This window comes from Paenibacillus sp. V4I9, assembly GCF_030817295.1.
GTDB lineage: Bacteria > Bacillota > Bacilli > Paenibacillales > NBRC-103111 > Paenibacillus_E.
In genome coordinates this window covers 5,170,473-5,190,409 of sequence record NZ_JAUSZE010000001.1, presented here as the reverse complement: position 1 = coordinate 5,190,409, position 19,937 = coordinate 5,170,473, and the positions used below count along the sequence as shown (strand labels likewise).

Sequence of the window (19,937 nt, the reverse complement as noted above, 5' to 3'; positions counted from 1 at the left end):
AGGAGGATTTCACATGGATATTGAAACAAAATTAAAAAAGCTGAATTTTGAGCTTCCTGAAGTATCTACAAAAGAATTTCCGTTTGAAAAAGGGATTATAGTAGATAATTTAATATATTTGTCTGGACAAACACCAACAATAAAAGGAGAAATACCTTACAAAGGAACTGTTGGCGTCAATGTTAATATGGAGCAGGCTAAAGAGTCTGCTATCATTTGCACATTGAATTTACTGACAAACCTTAAACAACTTGTCGGCGATTTAGCTAGTGTAAAACGAATTGTAAAGGTTAACGGATATGTGGCTAGCAGCCATGATTTCACAGATCACTCGATTATATTAAATGCAGCTTCTGATTTATTGAATGAGTTGTTCGATTTCAAACATGCCAGAGCGGCTATAGGTGTCGCATCTTTGCCTAATGGCGCACCTGTGGAAATTGAAATGATCGTTGAGTGGGATAGCTCTAGGGGGATATAGATGGAATCGCAGTCAGGAAAAATGATAACTGGCAAAAGTATGATCTTGCGATTAGAGATTCAAACAGAGATGATCAATTTTAGCGAAGTCGTGATCGCGATTTCTCAAGATGGAGGCGATTTGGTCGCGATTGATGTGATTCAAACGACCAAATATTGTTCCGTTCGGGATCTTACGGTCAACATTGCTGATTCCATCGATACAAATCGAATTGTTGAAACCGTCAAGACTTTGAAAGGTGTTAAGCTTATTAACATCTCCGACCGTACTTTCCTGCTTCATTTAGGGGGAAAGATTGAAATGAAGCTGAAGGTGCCGATTCAAAACCGGGATGATCTATCAAGAGTTTATACGCCAGACGTGGCTCGAGTCTGCATGGCCATTCACGAAGATCAACGTAAAGCTTTCAGTCTGACCATTAAGCGGAATACTGTTGCGGTAGTATCCGACGGGAGTGCAGTACTCGGATTGGGGAACATTGGCCCTTATGCAGCTATGCCTGTTATGGAGGGAAAAGCGATGTTGTTTAAGCAGATGGCCGATGTTGACGCCTTTCCTATATGTCTCGATTCGCAGAATACAGAAGAGATCATACGATCGATCAAACTAATAGCGCCTGCCTTTGGTGGAATTAACATAGAGGACATATCTTCACCACGCTGCTTTGAAATTGAGGAGCGGCTAAAGAAAGAACTTGATATTCCTGTCTTCCATGACGATCAGCATGGAACTGCAGTGGTCCTTTATGCAGGATTAATCAGTGCATTGAAGCTTGTGAATAAGTCTATTGATCAGATTAAAATAGTTGTAAGCGGGATAGGAGCGGCAGGAATTTCGTGCAGTCGAATTTTGCTAGCCGCGGGCGTGAAAGAAATTATTGGTGTGGATCGGGTTGGAATCCTTGTTGATAAGGAAACATACGAGAACCCGATGTGGAATTGGTACGCTCAAAATACGAATCCGGGCCGAATTCGAGGTTCCCTTAAGGAAGCTTTGGTGGGTGCGGATGTGTTTATCGGCCTTTCAACAGGAGGGATTCTAAGTCGAGAGGGTGTGATGACGATGGCATCTCAGCCGATCGTGTTTGCTATGGCTAACCCTGTTCCAGAGATTTATCCAGATGAAATTGAGGACATAGCTTCAGTAATTGCGACCGGTCGCTCGGACTTTCCAAATCAAATTAATAACGTTCTTTGTTTCCCTGGCATTTTCCGGGGGGCTCTAGATTGTAGGGCGACAACGATCAACGAAGAGATGAAGCTTGCAGCAGCAGAAGCAATTGCATCCGTTATATCGGATAAAGAACGTAACAAGCACTACATTATTCCGAGCGTCTTTAATCAGGAGGTAGTCAAGCTAATTCGGGACAACGTTATTGAGGCAGCCATTCGTACAGGTATTGCTCGACGAATTCCGCGGGAATTCCGAAATATGGATTGATCATGAGGAGTGAGTAAATCCTATATAGTAATCGATGAAAAGCCTGAGAATTCAGGCTTTTTTTATTTGGCTAGCATTAAACTCATAGTAAAATGAAAAATTGGAAATAATAGCTTATACATCGGGGAATGCTTTCATTTTCTAACCTAGGGGGGTTACATGATGCAAGACTATTGCCAAGAAATTGTTCAAGCTTTAGGTAATCCAATCGACCTCATTGTGGATCATTTGCCCTCTTGGGATAACATGCATGTATCTTGTATGTTTATTGAAACCCTAGTGGATAGAGACAAAATTGAACGCCTTATACTACGCCCTCTTCTTTCAATAAATAAGTTAAAGGCCGAAGTATTGATACCCCATTCAGATTGGCTCAAGACGCTAATTCCAGTTCCAGGTATTACTGAGGCAAATGATCTCAATGAATGCATACAGGGACTACTTAATGGGCGTTGCTTGTTGATGTTCGAAGAATCGGAGAGCTATGGATTCTTAATAGATGTTCAAAAAGTGAATCATCGAAGTATGTCGGAACCTACATCGGAAGCAACGATTCGTGGTCCTCAGGAAGGATTTAACGAGGATTTGTCGATAAACATCTCTTTAGTACGTAAACGCATTAAAAATCGGTCTTTACGAGTCGAATCTTTTCAAGTTGGAGAAACCACATGCACAAAGGTGGTTATTGTTTATCTTCAGGATCTCACAGCAAATGAAACTGTCGTTGAAATTAGGAAAAGAATTCAATCTATAAAAACAGACAGTATCTTGGAGAGTTCTTATATTGAAGAATGGATTCAAGGCCGCATCTTTAACCCGTTTCCAACATTACTTAATACTGAAAGGCCTGATGTTGTATCTGCCAACGTTCTTGAAGGGCGTATAGCCATATTGACAGATGGTACGCCAATTGCTCTAATAGGTCCTATCACTTTTTCTCAATTATTTAGCTCTCCTGAGGATTATTACCAAAAACCAGAAATCGCTTCACTGCTTCGATTATTGCGATTTTTATCATTTATGATCGCTTGTTGTACTCCAGCGGTTTATATTTCTGTTGTTACTTTCCATCAAGCACTGCTCCCTACTTCGCTACTAATTAGCTTATCGGCACAAAGAGAAGGGGTTCCTTTTCCTGGTCTTATCGAAGCCTTGATTATGCAGATTACATTTGAAATATTACGTGAGGCTGGATTGAGAATGCCTAGAATTTCTGGACAAGCCATATCGATCGTTGGTGCTTTGGTACTAGGGGAAGCAGCAGTACAAGCGGGTTTAGTCTCTGCATCCATGGTGATCGTTGTATCTGTAACGGCTATAGCCAACTTTGTAACCCCATCTTATAGCTTTGGAATTACCCAACGATTAATCCAATTTTACCTGATGATGCTAGCAGGTTTTATGGGATTGTTTGGAATATTTTGTGGTGTCTTATTGGTGGTGATTCATTTAGTATCACTAGATTCATTTTCTATCCCTTATATGTCTCCATTTGCACCGACAGTCCTATCCGATTGGAGAGATACTTTATTTCGGGTACCTCAACAGTGGATGCGAAAGTTTCCAAAGATGTTTCATATCAAGCAGAAAAAGAGGTGACATAGTATGTGCAGTTGGAAGCGGAATGTAATGATTACCGTTTTTTCTATGGGGTGTCCCTTTCTGCTTAGCGGTTGCTGGGACCAAAAAGAGATTAATCAATTAGCCATTATTAATATGCTTGGAATTGACATGACGAAGGATAAAGCTGGTTTGGAACTTTATTATCAATCCATCAACCCTTCGGGACTTGCAGTAAAGCAAGGTGGTGGAGGGACCTCTCCAGTTTATACTTATAAAGTCGCAGGAAGCAGTACTCATGCAAGTTTTGGATATGAAGTTTCCGACATACTTCCACGCAAAGTATTTCCGGATCACTACCAAGCTTTGGTTGTCTCGGAAAAATATGCCCGTGAAGGATTATCTGTTTTACTTAACTCCTACGAACTGCAGATCAGTCGCCGAGCAAATGTAGAATTAGTAGTTACCGATTCATCGATGCACAAGGTAATGAATACGTATATCCCCTTTGAAAAAATGCCTGGTAAATCGCTCTCATCTATCATAGATATTCAATCAAAGGAGTCGTCCAGGGCGATCAAAAATTCCAGATTCAAAGACATACTTGAGAATATTGAAAGTTCGAAGGCTACGATTGTAAATTTCATACGTTTAAACGATGAGAATTCGGATAATACAACTAAAAATTTTGAGAAAATTGATGCTTATCAACGAAGCTTTGTATTAGATGGGGGAGCCGTATTTCTGCACGATAAGATGATCGGTAAAATACCTATAAACGAAATCAAATGGCATTATTTTCTAAATGGTAATGTTGAATCCTTTCTTCAATCCCTTACGGTTGGCGGTCATTCTGTGGAAATTGAGGTCGGAAAATCAAAGGTGAAAAAATCTTTGACTATTTCTAAGGGGGTTCCTATCTTATCATTCCATATTACTTCTGATTTAAGATTACGAAGCGACAATATTCCTGAAGAGACGGGAATAGATAAGCTTCACCAAATCGAGACAACATTTAATAAAGCAGCTGAAAAAGAAGCTGGGGAGTTTATTGAAGGAGCAACACGAAAAGGATGGGACCTGTTGGGGATCAAAGATCGTATTTCTTATCAAGAGAAAAAGGATTGGAAGCTTGCTATGCAAGATGATACGGAGTTATGGAAAAAAACCCGATTTGTCATACATGTGAAGTCTGTTTTATCTACTGAAGGTACATTGTTAAGTCCTTATAACTGGAATAATAAGGAGGAATAAAGGTGGAGCAAGCACGTCTTACAGGCTGGCAAACCTTTTTATTGGTGCTATCGTATACCTTGGGTACAGCATCAATTATCTATCCGGGTCGCTTGATTGCATCCGGTAGTCAGGATGCGTGGATGATACCATTGTTTGCTGGGATTTACGGAATGGTGGTGGTGGCTCTTTGGATTTATTTGTATTCCTTGCATAACGGATTAAATATTATTCAAATCAACATGAAAGTTTTTGGGAAAATAATTGGCGGCTTTTTTGCTCTAGTGTATATTTGTTATTTTATTCAGCTGTCTAGTTGGATAACTCGAAATTTGGGCGATTTTATGCATATCACTCTAATGCCAGAAACACCAATTTCCATGTTTCATATCATGTTTTTGACTATTGTCTGCTATGCTTCCTTTAAAGGCATTGTGACAATTGGAAGAGTAAATGAAATTATGACTCCATTGATCTTTTTGCTCTTTTGGGCTACTTATTTGGTAATGCTTGGAGAGTGGAACTGGGAACGGTTCATACCGTCGTTTCGATTAGACGTGATAAAGACGATGAAAGAAACATCCAGCTTTCTTGCGTTTCCATTCATGGAAACCATTTGTTTTACCATGATCTTTCCTTTTATTAAATCTAAATTAAAAACTTCTCTAATTAGTGGTATTGGGGTAGCGGCATTGTTGTTTAGCTTGATTGTATTTTTAATGATTGGACTTATTGGCGTCACAAGAGCTTCCCACCTTACATATCCGTTATTCACTCTATTTCAAGAATTACGTCTTTACTCTTTTATTGAGCACGTTGAAGCTATAGTTTCAATAGCATGGCTGTTTACAGTTTTTGTAAAACTCAGCATCTCTTACTACTGCGCTGTTTTGGGAATATGCACAATATTCAATATACAAAATAGAGCAATCATCGCGATACCCCTAATTTGGGTAGTTGCAGGGATTGCTTTATCTAATCATAGCAGTTTGATTGATGTTCTCGATTGGGACAAAAAATATATGTTTATTTATACATTATTATATGCAGTCATCATACCGCTACTACTGCTCACCGTAACTGGAATTAAGGGTTATAAGGAAAGGAAAGTGAATTCATGATTTGGTTAGTTCTTACTTATATAATAGTTATTTTAGTCCCATTTCTTTTTAAAAGTAGAATAAAGAGCACTAAAAAAGAAAATTTTTTGTATATTGTTATAGCAACTATTGGCTTATTGGTATCGCTTTCCATTGCAATAAAAAAACCTTTTAGTCCTGATCACATGATCGCTACGATGATTGATTTTATGTTGGGCAATGGGAAATAAATCTATTTTACAAGAGTGGCGTTTGGACTCAACAGCAACATAAATATTGACATGAAAAAAGGGGGATGATACTATTTCTTCATAAAGCGACATTATAACGAAATATTTAAAAATAATTATTATTGATATGTTGACGAGGAAACAAACTGAATAATGGTTGTATTTGATTGATAGCGCTAACATGGATTTAGGAAGTTGAATATTGGGGGATAAATATCATGAATATTCGTATCGCAGCCTTTGGATCGGAAAAATTAATTCATCAAGTACTTCAGTATGAAAAACAATTTAAGAACATACAAATTATACCGTATATTTATAGTAAGCCTGAAGAAAGTGCAGAGCTTGTCAAGTATGCAAAAACTTGTGATGTATTATTTTTCACAGGGCTAATTCCGTATATTATTTCTAAAGAAGAAATTAAGAATAAAAATTTACCAGCAGTGTTTATTCCTTTTAATGAGTACTCGGTAATTCTTTCTTTCTATTATGTTCGTTATGGTCTAAATCAAAACTCTGATCGTTTATCAATTGATTTGCCTTTTTCTAAGCATGCTTACAAAGTATTTGAAGAACTTGAAATTGATACAGAATCGATTTATGTAACGGATTTTCAGCAGGTTCAATCAGGGATGAGATTTGATATGGATAAACTAGTAGAATTTCATTATAATCTTTGGGAGCAAAAGAAAGTTGACTATGTCTTAACTAGTGTTTCCTCTGTTTATTCCAAGTTACTACATTTAGGTGTTAACGTTTATCGCATGTTATTTCCTGAAAAAAACATTAAAAGTGCTATTCGGAATGCGGTTGCACAAGGAGAGTTATTAGTTAGTAAAAATTCTCAAGTTGCTGTAGGCCTTGTTTCGATTGACCGATTTACAGATAGTAATGTAAGTGATATGGATTCTACTTCACAAGAAATAGTGCTAAAATTACATCAAATTTTAATTGCGTACTTCAAAAAAATAAATGCTTCTATACAGTATTTGGGCCAGGATAGATTCCTAATTTACGGAACTAGAGGAAGTGTGAATTATATTACAAATAATGGGGCTAAAATCCACGTTTTAGATGAGATTAGAGAAAAGCTAAATATTACCGTCAGTATAGGGTTTGGATTTGGATTGACAGTAAATGATGCAGAGCAGAATGCCCAAATTGCCCTCTTTCACGCTAAAAAATCAACTGGACAAGCTTATGTTGTAACTAACGAGAAAGAAGTAATCGGCCCATTAGGCGACGAACCACAAGATAAACTTCAGAGCTACAGTCTTAGAAGTGAAGATAAGAACATATTATCCATTGCAGAGAAAACAGGGATCAGTGTTGCTAATTTAAGTAAAATTATTGGATTTCTCGAAATAAGAGGCACTGATGGATTTACTTCTGGTGACCTTTCAGATTTTCTGCAAGTAGGTCGAAGAAGTGCTGAAAGAATATTAAAAAAACTTACGGATAATGATTTTGCTCGGATTATTGGAGAAGAACAGCCTTATCAAAAAGGAAGACCGCGGTCTATATATAATATTACATTTCTGTAGAGAACCGTTCCGTATTCCGGGTCGTAATCGAGATTACAAGTCCACGGGGCATATACTACTTGCTATGTTACTGCAGATCAAATTTTTCTCCTGCAAGGGGGGGCTTGCCATCTTCCCTGAAATCATGCTGTTAATAAATATTGACGAAAAAAAAAGTTAATGATATTATTCATATAAAGCGACTATATAACGAAATTGCAGTAAATAGATGATATTTATTTAGAAAGGGAGGGGAATAATGCTATGAAACTGTAATCCTTATAAATTGGACTAGAAATTCTATTTTCTAACGTAAAATTGCAAACGCTTACAAATATATTCTGCAATATTATTGTTATCCCCAGAATCTCAATAATACGAGATTAATGATACAATTCAAAGAAAATAAGTGATGTATACGCTTTAATGGAAGAATAAAGATATTGCATTGAAACCTCACATGGTATAGAGTGAAAGCTATATTCGCGTAATGAATAGTTACATAAACATGACATCAGTATAGACTTTCAAATGTCAGGAGGTGATAATATGGCTAATATTAAAAAGATCGGTATCTGTCAATTGCGTGTATCCAGCGACAAGCCCCAGAACATTATTAATGCGGAAGCTTATGTGAAGAAGGCATCGCAAGCAGGATGTCATCTAGTTATTTTACCTGAAATGTTCAATTGCCCCTATCAAACCGAGTTATTTCCAAAGTATGCAGAGTATTATCCGGATGGAGAAACTATAGCTTGGTTGTCCAAAATAGCTGCACAGGAGGGGATTGTGGTAGTTGGGGGATCAATTCCGGAACATGCAACTGACAATAAGATTTACAATACCAGTTTTATATTTGATGAAAAAGGTACTTTGGTTGGTCGGCATAGAAAAATGCACTTGTGTGATGTACATGTTGACGGGAGCCCAGCAGTTCAAGAGTCGTCAACATTGGAGCCTGGTGCTGATATAACGGTTGTTAATGCTGGTGGATTGAACTTCGGGGTAGGGATTTGCTACGATATTCGTTTTCCCGAATTGTCTCGGTCAATGGTTTTAAATGGAGCAACAGTCCTAATCTTTCCGGCGGCGTTCGGGATAGTTACCGGTTCGGCACATTGGGAGTTATTGATGAGATCGAGAGCAGTTGACAATCAGGCCTTTGTAATTGGCGCGGCTCCAGCTCGAACAAGCGGGGCGGAATATCAGACGTGGGGGCATTCAATGATTGTTGATCCATGGGGGAATATAGTTGCTACAACTGATGAAAAGGAAACGCTGCTAATTGCTGAAATTGATATTGAAATGACTAAGGATATAAGAAGCAAATTGCCTCTATTAAAGCATCGTCGTCCTCATTTTTATTGATAATTTTAATGGAATATTTTTTTGGTTATTTAACGACTATATGGCGACATTCCGAATCGAGTATGAAGGAGGTGGGAGAAATGATTGTAAATATTTACTCCCAATAAATGGTAACTGCGGTTTTAACTTAGAAAAAAATTATAAGGGAGCGATGACTTTGAAAACAAAATCTGCAATTGTCATTTTAATTATCGTTTTGTTTGCCTTGAGCGCTTGCAGTTCTAAGACAAATGATCCATCGAAAACGCCAGCGTCCAACAATGTCCAAGCTTCCCCGACGGCATCCGGCGGAACGTTAAAGATTGCAGTGGGCGCATTGCCGGCAACGCTTGACCCGCATTCTACGACCGCTGCTATCACAGGGTACAGTGCGAGACAAATTTATGAGGCGCTTGTTACGGTCAACAGCAGATTTGAAGTGGTACCTATGCTTGCGAAGTCCTATGAAATTAGTAAAGACGGCAAAATCGTTACCTTTATATTAAGGCAAGGAGTCAAGTTCCATAACGGCAAAGAAATGAAAGCGGAAGATGTTGTTGCCTCCATGCAGAAATGGCAGAAAACAGCCACTGCTGGGAAGACCAGTCTTGGAAATTCGACCTGGGAAGTGAAAGACGATTACACGGTTGTGCTTCATGTAGAGACTCCATCGTACGTTCTGATGTTTTCTCTCGCCGAAATGATACAATTTGCTGCGATCATGCCGAAGGAGGTCGTTCAGGGTGCGGATGCAACAGGAGTCAAGGAATACATTGGGACCGGTCCGTTCCAATATAAGGAATTAAAGCCGAACCAGTACCTTCTACTGACAAAATTTAAGGATTATCAGCCGCAATCGGCGACATCTGCAGAAGTGGGGACTTTTCTCGATGGATTATCAGGCAAGAAGGAAGCTCTTGTTGATGAATTATATATTTACAATGTCCCGGATAGTTCTACAGCCATTAATGGCTTGGTAAGCGGACAATACGACGTTGTTCAAAATATTAATTTGGATGCCCTTCCTCAAATTGATAATAATAAAAATATAGTCCAGGTCATATATCCAGCTGGAAACACAAACTTATTATTTAATAATAAACAAGGATTGTTTGCGAACGTCAAAGCGCGGCAAGCGGTGAATATGGCGCTCGACAAGAAGGCAATTATGGCAGCTTCCTTTACTAAACCCGAATATTATCGCCTTCATCCCGGTTTGATGGGAAAAGATCAAACCGCTTGGTATGTGGATTCAGGCAAAGAGAACTATAGCAAGTATGATGTCGGGCAAGCGAAACAACTGCTGAAGGAAGCCGGGTATAACGGGGAAGAAGTAAGAATCATAGTGCCTACTGGATACCCGGTTATATATAATACATCAGTTGCAACGCAGCAGCAGCTTCAGCAAATTGGTATGAAGGTCAAGCTTGATGTCATTGATTTTTCCACGTGGCTTGAACGTCGTGCCAAACCAGATCAATGGGAAATGTTCGTTTCGCAATACAATGTAAAATCCACTCCAGTGGAGTTTCCGTTTCTGGACTCAAAGGCGAATTATCCAGGTTGGACGAACAGCCCTGAAATCGACAAGCTCTTGACGAAGATTAGAGCCTCGACTTCACAAAGTGAAGCAAAAGTTGCCTTTACAGAATTGCAAAAAGTATTCTGGGATGAATATCCGGTTCTCGTGATAGGCGAAACCATGCAGATTGACGCTATTTCAAATAAAGTAAAGGGATACAAAAATTTTAACGGCCCTCTCTACTGGAATACGTCCATCACAAGATAATATCAAGCGATCGCCCTTCTTCATGTCTCGATATGATATGAAGGAGGCGGTCAAAAGAAAGAGGGAATTGGTTTGAAAATTTATATTTTATGGCGGCTTCTTTCCCTGATACCGGTTATGCTGATCGTGGCGGTTGTAGTTTTTTTAATCATCCATTTAACGCCAGGTGATCCCGCTGCTGTGATGCTTGGGCAGGATGCGAGCCCTGACATGGTCGAAAAACTGCGGCACGATCTTGGTTTTGACCGTCCATTATGGGAGCAATTCGTCAGCTGGTTTTTAGGTATATTTAAAGGTGATTTAGGTATGTCTATTTTTTTGAAGCAACCCGTATTGAAGCTGTTTGTGGATCATCTCGGACCTACCCTCTCTTTAGCGATTTTAGCTCAGGGTATTTCTATTCTGATTGCGATTCCTATGGGGATTACAGCGGCCAGAAAGAGAGGGACAGCCATTGACCAAGTCTTTATGATGATTTGCTTGCTCGGTATTTCCTTGCCGAGCTTCCTTTTGGCCTTGCTATTATCCTTGCTCTTTGCCGTGAACCTTGGCTGGCTTCCAGTTGCCGGATACGGATCACTAAGTGGCGGGTTGTGGATGTATTTCAAATATCTCATTCTTCCTGCCATATCCTTAGGGGTTATACAAGCTGCTTTTATAGCCCGGATGACAAGATCGTCCATGCTGGATGTATTAAATATGAATTATATGAAAACTGCATATGCCAAAGGCGTTAAAGAGTTTGTTCTTGTTTATAAACACGCATTAAGAAACGCATTTATTCCGATTTTGACCGTCATCGGGCAAACCTTTGGCGGCTTGATCGCCGGAGCTGTTGTGACCGAGACGGTGTTTAACATCCCTGGGATCGGTCAATTGCTCGTTCAAGCGATGCATCAACGGGATATTGCCATCATTCAAGGCGTTGTTCTCTTGATTGCCGCCTCATACGTGTTGATAAACCTTTTAGTCGATTTGCTTTATGGCGTGGTTGATCCAAGAGTACGGTTAAGCCGAAAATCATGATGCCGGATAGAAAGGAATGTTTGGATGGATACAAAAACAGTTTTAGATGGAACGGTCTTTCACGAGGCAAGGAGAACATTGCAAATAGAGCGGCGAGCTCTGCTGATACGGCGCTTTTTATCAAACCGCCTGTTAGTCATTGGAAGCATCATCATTGTATCGCTTTGTTTAATTGCCTTGCTTGCGCCTGTCCTAAGCTCGCATACCCCGTATGAGATGAAAACAGCTGAACGTCTTCAAGCACCGAGCGCGGAACATCTTTTTGGCACAGATAATTTTGGCAGAGATGTATTCAGCCGTGTTGTATACGGTACAAGGGTATCATTGTTCGTAGGCTTTTCAGTCTCTCTTCTCTCTATGATTGCGGGAGCGTTGATTGGTTTGTATTCATCGTATTATAAGCTTCTCGATCACATCCTCATGCGAATTTGCGACGGCTTAATGGCGTTCCCCGGTATTCTTTTGGCAATGGCTCTCACGGCAGCTTTAGGGTCGAATATCATCAATGTCATCATCGCATTATCGATAATAAGCATACCTGCCAAAGCTCGTGTTGTTCGCTCCGTCGCGATGGTTGTGAAAGAACAGGGATATATTGAAGCGTTAAAATCGCAAGGGGCCAGCTCTCTGAGGATCATCTGGCGTCACATCGTTCCCAATACGTTATCGCCTCTCATTATACAGATTACGTTTACGTTTGCTTCATCTATTCTGGTTGAAGCGGCACTCAGCTTTCTTGGGGCAGGGATTGCACCTCCGAATCCAAGTTTAGGAAACATTTTATATGACGGTAAGGTCGTGATTTTCTCTGCTTGGTGGATGACGATTTTTCCGGGCCTATTTATTTTGCTAGCCGTATTGGGATATAACCTGTTTGGTGACGGACTGCGTGATTTACTCGATCCCCATACGAATAAGGCTCGTAAATAAGGAAGGTTATCAATAGAAGGAGGAGCCATCCATGCAGAATGAATACTTATTAGAGCTTAAAGATCTGAGAACAACATTTCTCACGGAAAACGGTCCGCTTACTGTAGTTAACGGTGTATCTTTTGGGGTTGTCGCAGGGGAAACACTTGGCATTGTCGGAGAGTCCGGCTGCGGCAAAAGCGTTACCTCCGAATCTATACTTCGGCTGTTAAACGAGAAGTCGACAAGATACGCAGGAGAAATTAATTATAAAAACAACAACTTGCTGGTGTTATCTAAAGAAGAGATGAGAAAGATTCGGGGAAACGAGATATCGATGATTTTTCAGGATCCTATGACCTCTTTGAATCCGGTGTATACTATTGGGGATCAAATTGCCGAATCGATTATCATTCATCAAAAGCTCACCAAAAAAGAGGCTTATCTTAAAGCGATTGAAATGCTAAGGTTAACGGGCATTCCTTCGCCGGAAAAAAGAGTGAACGAATACCCTCATGAATTGTCAGGGGGAATGCGCCAGAGAGTCATGATTGCCATCGCCCTTGCCTGTGAGCCGAATCTGTTGATTGCGGACGAACCGACAACGGCATTGGATGTAACCATTCAATCGCAGATTTTGGACTTGATCCAGGATTTGAAGCAAAAGTCGAATATGGGGGTCATCCTGATTACCCATGATCTTGGCGTCGTTGCCGAAATATGTACGCGAGTAGTGGTCATGTATTTGGGAGAAATAATCGAGGAGGCTCTGGTGGGCGACTTGTTTGACAATCCTCTACATCCGTATACGAGAGGGCTGTTGAAGTCTGTACCACAGTTGGATGGCGACCGTACGCAGAAATTGCATGTCATTAAAGGTACGGTTCCTCATCTCTCCAAGGTTCCCCAAGGCTGCCGATTCGCGCCAAGGTGTGCTTATGCGACGAAGACGTGCGAGGAATCGTCTCCCGAATTAATTGGCACGGGTCATAAAGTGCGATGCTGGAACTTTGAAGCAATTTTGCAGAAGGAAGGCGAACTTTATGCAGCACAATAAGGTACAAGAGGATACTCCACTATTAACCGTTAAAAACTTAAAGACCTATTATGCGGTTTCCGGCTCACCTTTTGGACGAGTGAAAGGGTATGTAAAGGCTGTTGACGATGTTGAATTTACACTGAGCGAACGGGAGACGCTCGGGCTAGTTGGAGAATCCGGCTGTGGGAAGAGTACTACTGGAAGAACGATCATGCGTTTGACGGAGCCAACGGATGGACAGGCTTTTTATAAAGGCAAGGATATTTTTAAACTGAAAGGTCAAGAGCTGCAAGCTATTCGACAAGATTTTCAAATGGTGTTTCAGGATCCTCATTCCTCGCTGAATCCGAAGCAGTATATTGGTCATGCGATCGAAGAACCGTTAAAAATTCACCAGATGGGTACGAAAAGAGAACGAACGGAACGAGCAATGGATTTGCTTCATAAGGTGGGGTTGAGAGAAGATCAATATTTCAGATATCCACATGAATTTTCGGGAGGACAAAGACAAAGGATCGGTATAGCAAGAGCCTTGGCGGTAAATCCGAAAATAGTCATTTGCGATGAGCCGGTCTCTGCTCTGGATGTCTCCATCCAATCGCAAGTCATTAATTTGATGCAGGAATTGCAAGAACAATATGATTTGTCTTATATATTTATCGCTCACGATCTGAGTGTTGTTAGGCATATAGCAGATAGCATCGGAGTGATGTATTTAGGCAAAATAGTGGAAAAGGCGCCTACAGATGATTTATTCTCTGAGCCGTTGCATCCTTACACGCAGGCTCTGTTATCCGCTGTTCCAATACCGAATCCAAATGTCAAAAAAAATAGAATTATCCTTAAAGGTGATATCCCTTCTCCTTTGAATCCACCTTCGGGATGTGTATTTCAAACAAGATGCCCTCACGCGACAGTACGATGTAGGACGGAAGTCCCTCAGTTGAAAAATCGTGGCTCTCATCACTTGGTAGCTTGCCATTTATATGATTAAGTAAACATAATTTCTTTAATGGGAGGTTATCATGATTACGAGATTACATCAGAAGCTGGATGACATGTACGAACAAATGGTGGAATGGAGAAGACATTTCCACCAGTATCCAGAGCTTTCTTTCGAGGAAGTGGAAACGCCGAAGAAGATTGCTGAGGTTTTAACAAGCTTTGGCATTGAAGTACGCACCGGAGTTGGCGGGAGAGGGGTCATCGGACTGATTCGAGGAAGCAAACCCGGCAGGACCGTAGCGTTGAGGGCAGATTTTGATGCTCTTCCGATTCAGGATGAAAAGGATGTCCCTTACCAATCCAAGGTTCCAGGAGTCATGCACGCCTGCGGACATGACGGACATACTTCTACCCTTTTAGGCGTGGCTAAAGTTTTAAGTGATATGCGTGAGCAATTGACTGGTAATATCGTACTCATCCACCAGCATGCGGAAGAATTGTATCCCGGAGGGGCATCTGCGATGATTGAAGATGGCTGTTTAGAAGGAGTAGACGCGATTTTTGGTTCACATCTTATGGCTACCATGCAGCTAGGGTACGTAGGGACAAGAAAAGGGCATTTGTTGGCAGCTTCCGACAGATTTAAAGTGACGATCTGCGGCAAGGGCGGTCATGCTTCTGCTCCTCATCATACGGTCGATTCTATTATCGTTGCGACGCAAGTGATCAATCAGCTTCAGTTGTTGGTCAGCCGAAAGGTCGATCCGCTTCAGTCAGCCGTTCTATCCATTGGGACTTTCCATGCGGGGCAAGCGGTAAATGTAATTACGGAAAGAGCCGTTTTTACAGGGACGATACGAACACTGAATGCGGATATTAGAGACCTGATGGAAAGAGAGTTAAAGTCGATTGTAGATGGGGTGTGTTCCGCCCATCATGCAACCGCGGAAATCGAATATCAGCGTGGCTATCCTTCGTGCATTAACCATGATGGGGAAACTGAGTTTTTCAATAAAGTGGCGGCAAATGACCTCGGCCCAGATAAGGTCTTAGAGATACCGCCTATAATGGGAGGAGAAGATTTTTCCTATTACCTTCAGAAAGTACCTGGTATGTTTTTCTTCACTGGTGCAGGAAAGGCCAATCCCAAAGCCAACTATCCACTTCATCATCCACGCTTTGACTTCGATGAACGCGCGATGCTCGTTGCCGGAAAAACCTTACTTAGTCTTGCGTGCCAATATCTGAATGAACAGCAAGGGAAATAACGAAGAATACATGCTATGGCTTCAGTCAATTACAGAAGTAGAGGTGGCACTATGAAATATGACTTTGACGTACCTGTTGATCGTGGCCAAACATCTACGCTCAAGTGGGGAATGTTGGATAAAAGGTTTGGTTCACAAGACTTGATCCCAATGTGGGTGGCGGATATGGAATTCAAAGTTCCTGAACCCGTTATAACGGCACTTCAAAAACGCGCCGAACATGGCGTTTTTGGTTATACAACCTTACCCGAATCTCTGTATAAAGCCGTTATCGGCTGGATGGACAGAAGGCATGGCTGGTCCGTACAAAAGGAATGGATCTGTCATAGTCCAGGAGTGCTTCCAGCTTTAAGCTTGATCGTTCAGGCATTTACAAATCCGGGTGATAAAATTGTGGTTCAACCGCCGGTATATCCTCCTTTTTACAAGGTAGTCAAAGAAAACGATCGGGAAGTGGTGCTTAATCCTCTGCGGTTGGATAACAATCGGTATGTCATGGATTTTGATGATCTTTGCAGCAAGATCGACTCGAGTGTTAAAATGCTAATTCTATGCAGTCCTCATAATCCGATAGGTCGCGTATGGAGGTCAGAGGAACTGAAGAAATTGGGCGAAATTTGCTTGAAACATAATATAATCGTCGTTTCAGATGAGATTCACTGTGATCTTGTTTTTAAAGGTTACAAGCACCATCCATTCGCCTCCATATCTGAGGAGCTTTCACAGATCAGCATTACATGTGTGTCTCCGAGTAAAACGTTTAATCTGGCGGGCTTGCAATCCGCTTTTGTTATTGTTCCTAATTTGGCGTTACGTGAGAAGTTAAATCATATTTATTTTCGAATGCACCTGTCCGCCATTAATGCTTTTGCCGCAACAGCATCTGAATATGCTTATAACTATGGTGAAGAGTGGCTGGAACAATGCTTGGATTATATATACGGCAATTTGGCTTTCATTCGGCAGTTCTTGGCTGACAAACTACCTCAGATCAAACTGACCGAACAGGAGGGAACGTATCTTGCTTGGCTTGACTGCCAGTCGCTGGGAATGAGCAATGAAGAACTTAAAAGATTTATGGTAGCAGAAGCAAAGGTTGCTATCAATAATGGATTTGAATTTGGTCAGGGGGGTGAAGGGTATATTCGCGTGAATACAGCAGAGCCGAGGTCCTTGCTTGAAGAGGGGTTGTTACGTATTCGGAAAGCTGTTCTCGGCATGCAATGATTGATAAGTAATGAAATGGTTAATTGAACTTTGTGAAATAAAAAAACGATGAGATGGGGAAAAACAATATGTCAGAAGAAAGTTTATATCAATCATCTTACCTAAAAAGATTGAGTGAAATGCATAAGCTTGCGCCCGAAGGGATGAAAGCATTTAGCGAATTTAGTAAAAAGGCTACGGCACCTGGTTTATTATCTGAAAAAACGAAAGAATTAATTGCTGTTGCATCGGCACACATTACTGGCTGTGCTTATTGTATTGAGTCACATACCACTAAAGCTAAAATAGTTGGAGCTAGTAAAGAAGAAATAGCAGAAGCGGTGCTTGTGGCAGTAGCACTAAAAGCTGGTTCTGCTCTTGCGCACAGCGTCAACGCATTAAATGCTTACGATAAACATTAATAGAAGTATATAATTTTTTAGTTAATTAACGAATATATAGCGACAAAATTGTATGTAGGAGGAGAATTGGTTGAGTGACCAGATTGAAACATTTCGCATTGCTCTTACAGGTGACAGCATCATTGCTCGCCGTATCTCGAATTATACGGATCAACCGACAAAAGAACTTATTCAACTGATCAAAGGAGCAGACGTTGCTTTCACTAATCTGGAAGTGCTCCCCAATAATTTTAAGGGTCACCCTGCTGCCCGCAGTGATGGTGCCCACTTTGCTGCTCACTCATGGGTTCTTGAAGAACTCCAACAAATGGGTTTCAATTTGTATTCTTGTGCTAACAATCACGCTCTGGACTACGGCGTTGAAGGCCTACTTGCAACCATGAAGGAGTTAGAAGATAGGGACATCACTTATGCTGGAATCGGACGGTCTCTTACTGATTCACGTATGCCAGTCTATATGGATTTTAATGGCGCAAGTGTCGCAATGCTTGCATGCACGTCGACATTTTTTGAAGAACAGTCTGCAGGGGAACAGAGACCAGATCTACAAGGTAGGCCGGGTGTCAATCCTTTGCGATACGACACCACTTATGAAGTGAAAAAGGATCAACTTGAAGAATTACAAAAGATTGCTCAAGATCTTGGTTTAGAACAACAGCGAAAGGAGTTCGTACAACTCGGGTTCGCTTCTGATCCGAAAAATCCGGCTATATTCCCATTCGTTGATGTTAACCTTGGTCGTGTAACTGGTTCCCTAAATGCGAGCTTCCGCGAGGCGGAGTCTCCTGCTGTTCGAACAGAGCCAAATGCACAGGATATCAATGAGATTATCAAATGGGTAAAGGAGGCCAAAGCGAGGGCGGATGTAGTCATCGTTAGCTTGCATGCCCATGAACAGGGGAAGACTCGCGAACATCCTGCCGAGTTCATTCGAACATTTGCGCATCGCATCATCGATGAAGGTGCAGATATCATTGTTGGGCATGGTCCGCACTTGTTGCGGGGGATGGAAATGTACAACGGTAAGCCGATTTTCTACAGTCTAGGTAACTTGATCGGTCACAACGAGTCGGTCTATAAACTTCCTGCCGACACTTATAAAAGATTTCAAATCGATCCGTCGCTTACACCTAGCGAAGTATTCCGAATACGCAATAAAGGTGGTGAAAAAGGATTTCCAGCTGACGAGCTTTATTGGCAAACGGTCATGCCGATATGTCATTTTGAAGCGGGGAAATTAAGCAAAATAGAAATCGTTCCAGTAGCTCTAACACATGGTCAGGAACCTTATAAAAGAGGCCGGCCATACTTAGCCAAAGGTACCAAGGCGGAAGAAATTCTGAAGAAATTCAGCGACCTATCAATGGATTATGGAACGAAAGTATCACAAGAAGAAAGAGGTTGGGTCGTTCTGTAATCAGAAACTGGAAGAAATGTAGGGTGTTATAGTTAATGAAACATTATTTATACGGGTTCCTCGTGATCTTGACGACATTTCTAATGGGTTCTTCCTTTTCAATAGGAAAGATGGGATTGGAATATATATCTCCGTTGCTTCTCGCCGGTCTTCGCTTTTCCATCGCGGGTATCCTTATGGTGCTTTTTATTATTCGCAAACCGCTTCCAGAGAAGCTCATGGATTGGGGGAAAATCGCATTGGTGGGATTTTTCCAGACCGCGGGTGTCATGGGCTGTGTCTTCATAAGTATGCGGACGATTTCGGCAGGCGAGATTTCCATATTAACCTTTATTAATCCTCTTTTGGTGGTGGTATTGGGTACTTTGTTGATTGGATACAGGTATCGATGGTCGCAGTGGCTAGGGGTTGTTATTGGATTCGCGGGTGTTTTTATTACACTCGGCTTCCACGTGCGAGTTAACATAGGTACGGTTCTTGGTCTGGCTTCCGCCATATCCTGGGCACTTGCCACCCTTATTGTGAAAAAATGGGCTAAACAATTTAATATCTGGGTGCTGTCGGCTTGTCAAATGATGTTTGGCGGTGTGCTACTGCTTCTCATGAGTGTTACATTGGAGAAACCCGTGTTGACCTTGAATGCGATGTCGATATTTATTGTGCTATGGTTGGCGGTTATGGCTTCCATTGTTCAATATTCAGCATGGTTTTACTTATTGAATCGGGGAGATCCGGGGAAAACGAGCGCTTTTCTATTTCTGGCTCCGCTCTTTGGCGTATTGTCTGGTTGGATTTTATTAGGAGAAGTAGTCAAGTGGTACGTTTATCTCGGGGGAACATTCATATTTATAGGCATTTTCTTTGTAAACTGGACATTTCCAGCTCAGAAGGAGTCGGTAAACCCATGGTTACTTTGACTAAAAAAGTGTTAGACTAAACCTACAAATAATAAAGAGCAGTCGAACTAAAAAAAGTTTTGAGACTGCTCTTTGTCTTTTAGAA

The 19,937-nt window shown here is 41.2% G+C and carries 18 protein-coding genes; all 18 read left to right on the top strand.

Annotation, left to right across the window (positions count from 1 at the left end; all coding sequences use genetic code 11):
* Positions 1–13 precede the first annotated feature (13 nt).
* The 18 genes from QFZ81_RS24115 (at position 14) to QFZ81_RS24030 (ending at position 19,852) form a co-directional block, all read left to right on the top strand.
* Positions 14–481 carry a RidA family protein gene (locus QFZ81_RS24115; RefSeq protein WP_307605122.1) on the top strand — a complete coding sequence of 156 codons (468 nt, stop codon included), beginning with the start codon at positions 14–16 and terminating at the stop codon, positions 479–481.
* Positions 482–1,921 carry an NAD-dependent malic enzyme gene (locus QFZ81_RS24110; protein ID WP_307605120.1) on the top strand — a complete coding sequence of 480 codons (1,440 nt, stop codon included), beginning with the start codon at positions 482–484 and terminating at the stop codon, positions 1,919–1,921.
* Positions 1,922–2,080: 159 nt separating this feature from the next.
* The gene (locus QFZ81_RS24105; protein WP_307605118.1) at positions 2,081–3,520 is read left to right on the top strand and encodes a spore germination protein; all 1,440 of its coding nucleotides are present in this window, start codon (positions 2,081–2,083) and stop codon (positions 3,518–3,520) included.
* Positions 3,521–3,550: 30 nt separating this feature from the next.
* Entirely contained in the window at positions 3,551–4,735 is a 1,185-nt protein-coding gene (locus QFZ81_RS24100) for a Ger(x)C family spore germination protein (RefSeq protein WP_307605116.1), read from the top strand.
* Between the two features lie 2 nt (positions 4,736–4,737).
* Positions 4,738–5,835 carry a GerAB/ArcD/ProY family transporter gene (locus tag QFZ81_RS24095; RefSeq protein WP_307605114.1) on the top strand — a complete coding sequence of 366 codons (1,098 nt, stop codon included), beginning with the start codon at positions 4,738–4,740 and terminating at the stop codon, positions 5,833–5,835.
* Complete coding sequence (locus QFZ81_RS24090) at positions 5,832–6,044, top strand: hypothetical protein (protein ID WP_307605112.1); 213 nt, start codon at positions 5,832–5,834, stop codon at positions 6,042–6,044. The genes QFZ81_RS24095 and QFZ81_RS24090 overlap by 4 nt, the downstream gene beginning before the upstream one ends.
* A gap of 218 nt (positions 6,045–6,262) precedes the next feature.
* Positions 6,263–7,588, top strand: a complete 1,326-nt coding sequence (locus tag QFZ81_RS24085; RefSeq protein ID WP_307605110.1) for a GTP cyclohydrolase IIa — start codon at positions 6,263–6,265, stop codon at positions 7,586–7,588.
* A 528-nt stretch (positions 7,589–8,116) separates the two neighbouring features.
* Positions 8,117–8,935, top strand: a complete 819-nt coding sequence (locus QFZ81_RS24080) for a carbon-nitrogen hydrolase family protein (RefSeq protein WP_307605108.1) — start codon at positions 8,117–8,119, stop codon at positions 8,933–8,935.
* 157 nt (positions 8,936–9,092) lie between these two features.
* Complete coding sequence (locus QFZ81_RS24075; protein WP_307605106.1) at positions 9,093–10,703, top strand: ABC transporter substrate-binding protein; 1,611 nt, start codon at positions 9,093–9,095, stop codon at positions 10,701–10,703.
* A 72-nt stretch (positions 10,704–10,775) separates the two neighbouring features.
* On the top strand, positions 10,776–11,729 hold the full coding sequence (locus QFZ81_RS24070; protein WP_307605104.1) for an ABC transporter permease: 954 nt from the start codon (positions 10,776–10,778) through the stop codon (positions 11,727–11,729).
* A 24-nt stretch (positions 11,730–11,753) separates the two neighbouring features.
* On the top strand, positions 11,754–12,659 hold the full coding sequence (locus tag QFZ81_RS24065; RefSeq protein ID WP_307605102.1) for an ABC transporter permease: 906 nt from the start codon (positions 11,754–11,756) through the stop codon (positions 12,657–12,659).
* 31 nt (positions 12,660–12,690) lie between these two features.
* Positions 12,691–13,695 carry an ABC transporter ATP-binding protein gene (locus QFZ81_RS24060; RefSeq protein ID WP_307605100.1) on the top strand — a complete coding sequence of 335 codons (1,005 nt, stop codon included), beginning with the start codon at positions 12,691–12,693 and terminating at the stop codon, positions 13,693–13,695.
* Positions 13,682–14,671: an ABC transporter ATP-binding protein gene (locus tag QFZ81_RS24055; RefSeq protein ID WP_307605098.1), complete on the top strand. Its 990-nt coding sequence runs from the start codon at positions 13,682–13,684 to the stop codon at positions 14,669–14,671. The genes QFZ81_RS24060 and QFZ81_RS24055 overlap by 14 nt, the downstream gene beginning before the upstream one ends.
* A gap of 31 nt (positions 14,672–14,702) precedes the next feature.
* The gene (locus QFZ81_RS24050) at positions 14,703–15,890 is read left to right on the top strand and encodes a M20 metallopeptidase family protein (protein WP_307605097.1); all 1,188 of its coding nucleotides are present in this window, start codon (positions 14,703–14,705) and stop codon (positions 15,888–15,890) included.
* Between the two features lie 51 nt (positions 15,891–15,941).
* Positions 15,942–17,117 (top strand): MalY/PatB family protein, encoded by a 1,176-nt coding sequence (locus QFZ81_RS24045; protein ID WP_307605095.1) that lies wholly within the window; start codon positions 15,942–15,944, stop codon positions 17,115–17,117.
* A gap of 68 nt (positions 17,118–17,185) precedes the next feature.
* Complete coding sequence (locus QFZ81_RS24040) at positions 17,186–17,518, top strand: carboxymuconolactone decarboxylase family protein (RefSeq protein WP_307605093.1); 333 nt, start codon at positions 17,186–17,188, stop codon at positions 17,516–17,518.
* Positions 17,519–17,588: 70 nt separating this feature from the next.
* Positions 17,589–18,935, top strand: coding sequence for a CapA family protein (locus tag QFZ81_RS24035; protein ID WP_307605091.1), 1,347 nt, complete (start codon positions 17,589–17,591; stop codon positions 18,933–18,935).
* 35 nt (positions 18,936–18,970) lie between these two features.
* A complete protein-coding gene (locus tag QFZ81_RS24030; protein ID WP_307605089.1) occupies positions 18,971–19,852 on the top strand; it encodes a DMT family transporter in 882 nt (293 codons plus the stop codon).
* The last annotated feature ends 85 nt before the right edge of the window (positions 19,853–19,937 follow it).

What these genes read in the sequence shown, in the direction of transcription:
- QFZ81_RS24050 (WP_307605097.1), top strand. Translation starts at nt 14,703, where the DNA reads ATGATTACGAGATTACATCAGAAGCTGGATGACATGTACGAACAAATG.
- QFZ81_RS24115 (WP_307605122.1), top strand. Translation starts at nt 14, where the DNA reads ATGGATATTGAAACAAAATTAAAAAAGCTGAATTTTGAGCTTCCTGAA.
- QFZ81_RS24100 (WP_307605116.1), top strand. Translation starts at nt 3,551, where the DNA reads ATGATTACCGTTTTTTCTATGGGGTGTCCCTTTCTGCTTAGCGGTTGC.
- QFZ81_RS24055 (WP_307605098.1), top strand. Translation starts at nt 13,682, where the DNA reads ATGCAGCACAATAAGGTACAAGAGGATACTCCACTATTAACCGTTAAA.
- QFZ81_RS24110 (WP_307605120.1), top strand. Translation starts at nt 482, where the DNA reads ATGGAATCGCAGTCAGGAAAAATGATAACTGGCAAAAGTATGATCTTG.
- QFZ81_RS24030 (WP_307605089.1), top strand. Translation starts at nt 18,971, where the DNA reads ATGAAACATTATTTATACGGGTTCCTCGTGATCTTGACGACATTTCTA.
- QFZ81_RS24105 (WP_307605118.1), top strand. Translation starts at nt 2,081, where the DNA reads ATGATGCAAGACTATTGCCAAGAAATTGTTCAAGCTTTAGGTAATCCA.
- QFZ81_RS24085 (WP_307605110.1), top strand. Translation starts at nt 6,263, where the DNA reads ATGAATATTCGTATCGCAGCCTTTGGATCGGAAAAATTAATTCATCAA.
- QFZ81_RS24065 (WP_307605102.1), top strand. Translation starts at nt 11,754, where the DNA reads ATGGATACAAAAACAGTTTTAGATGGAACGGTCTTTCACGAGGCAAGG.
- QFZ81_RS24090 (WP_307605112.1), top strand. Translation starts at nt 5,832, where the DNA reads ATGATTTGGTTAGTTCTTACTTATATAATAGTTATTTTAGTCCCATTT.
- QFZ81_RS24080 (WP_307605108.1), top strand. Translation starts at nt 8,117, where the DNA reads ATGGCTAATATTAAAAAGATCGGTATCTGTCAATTGCGTGTATCCAGC.
- QFZ81_RS24045 (WP_307605095.1), top strand. Translation starts at nt 15,942, where the DNA reads ATGAAATATGACTTTGACGTACCTGTTGATCGTGGCCAAACATCTACG.
- QFZ81_RS24060 (WP_307605100.1), top strand. Translation starts at nt 12,691, where the DNA reads ATGCAGAATGAATACTTATTAGAGCTTAAAGATCTGAGAACAACATTT.
- QFZ81_RS24040 (WP_307605093.1), top strand. Translation starts at nt 17,186, where the DNA reads ATGTCAGAAGAAAGTTTATATCAATCATCTTACCTAAAAAGATTGAGT.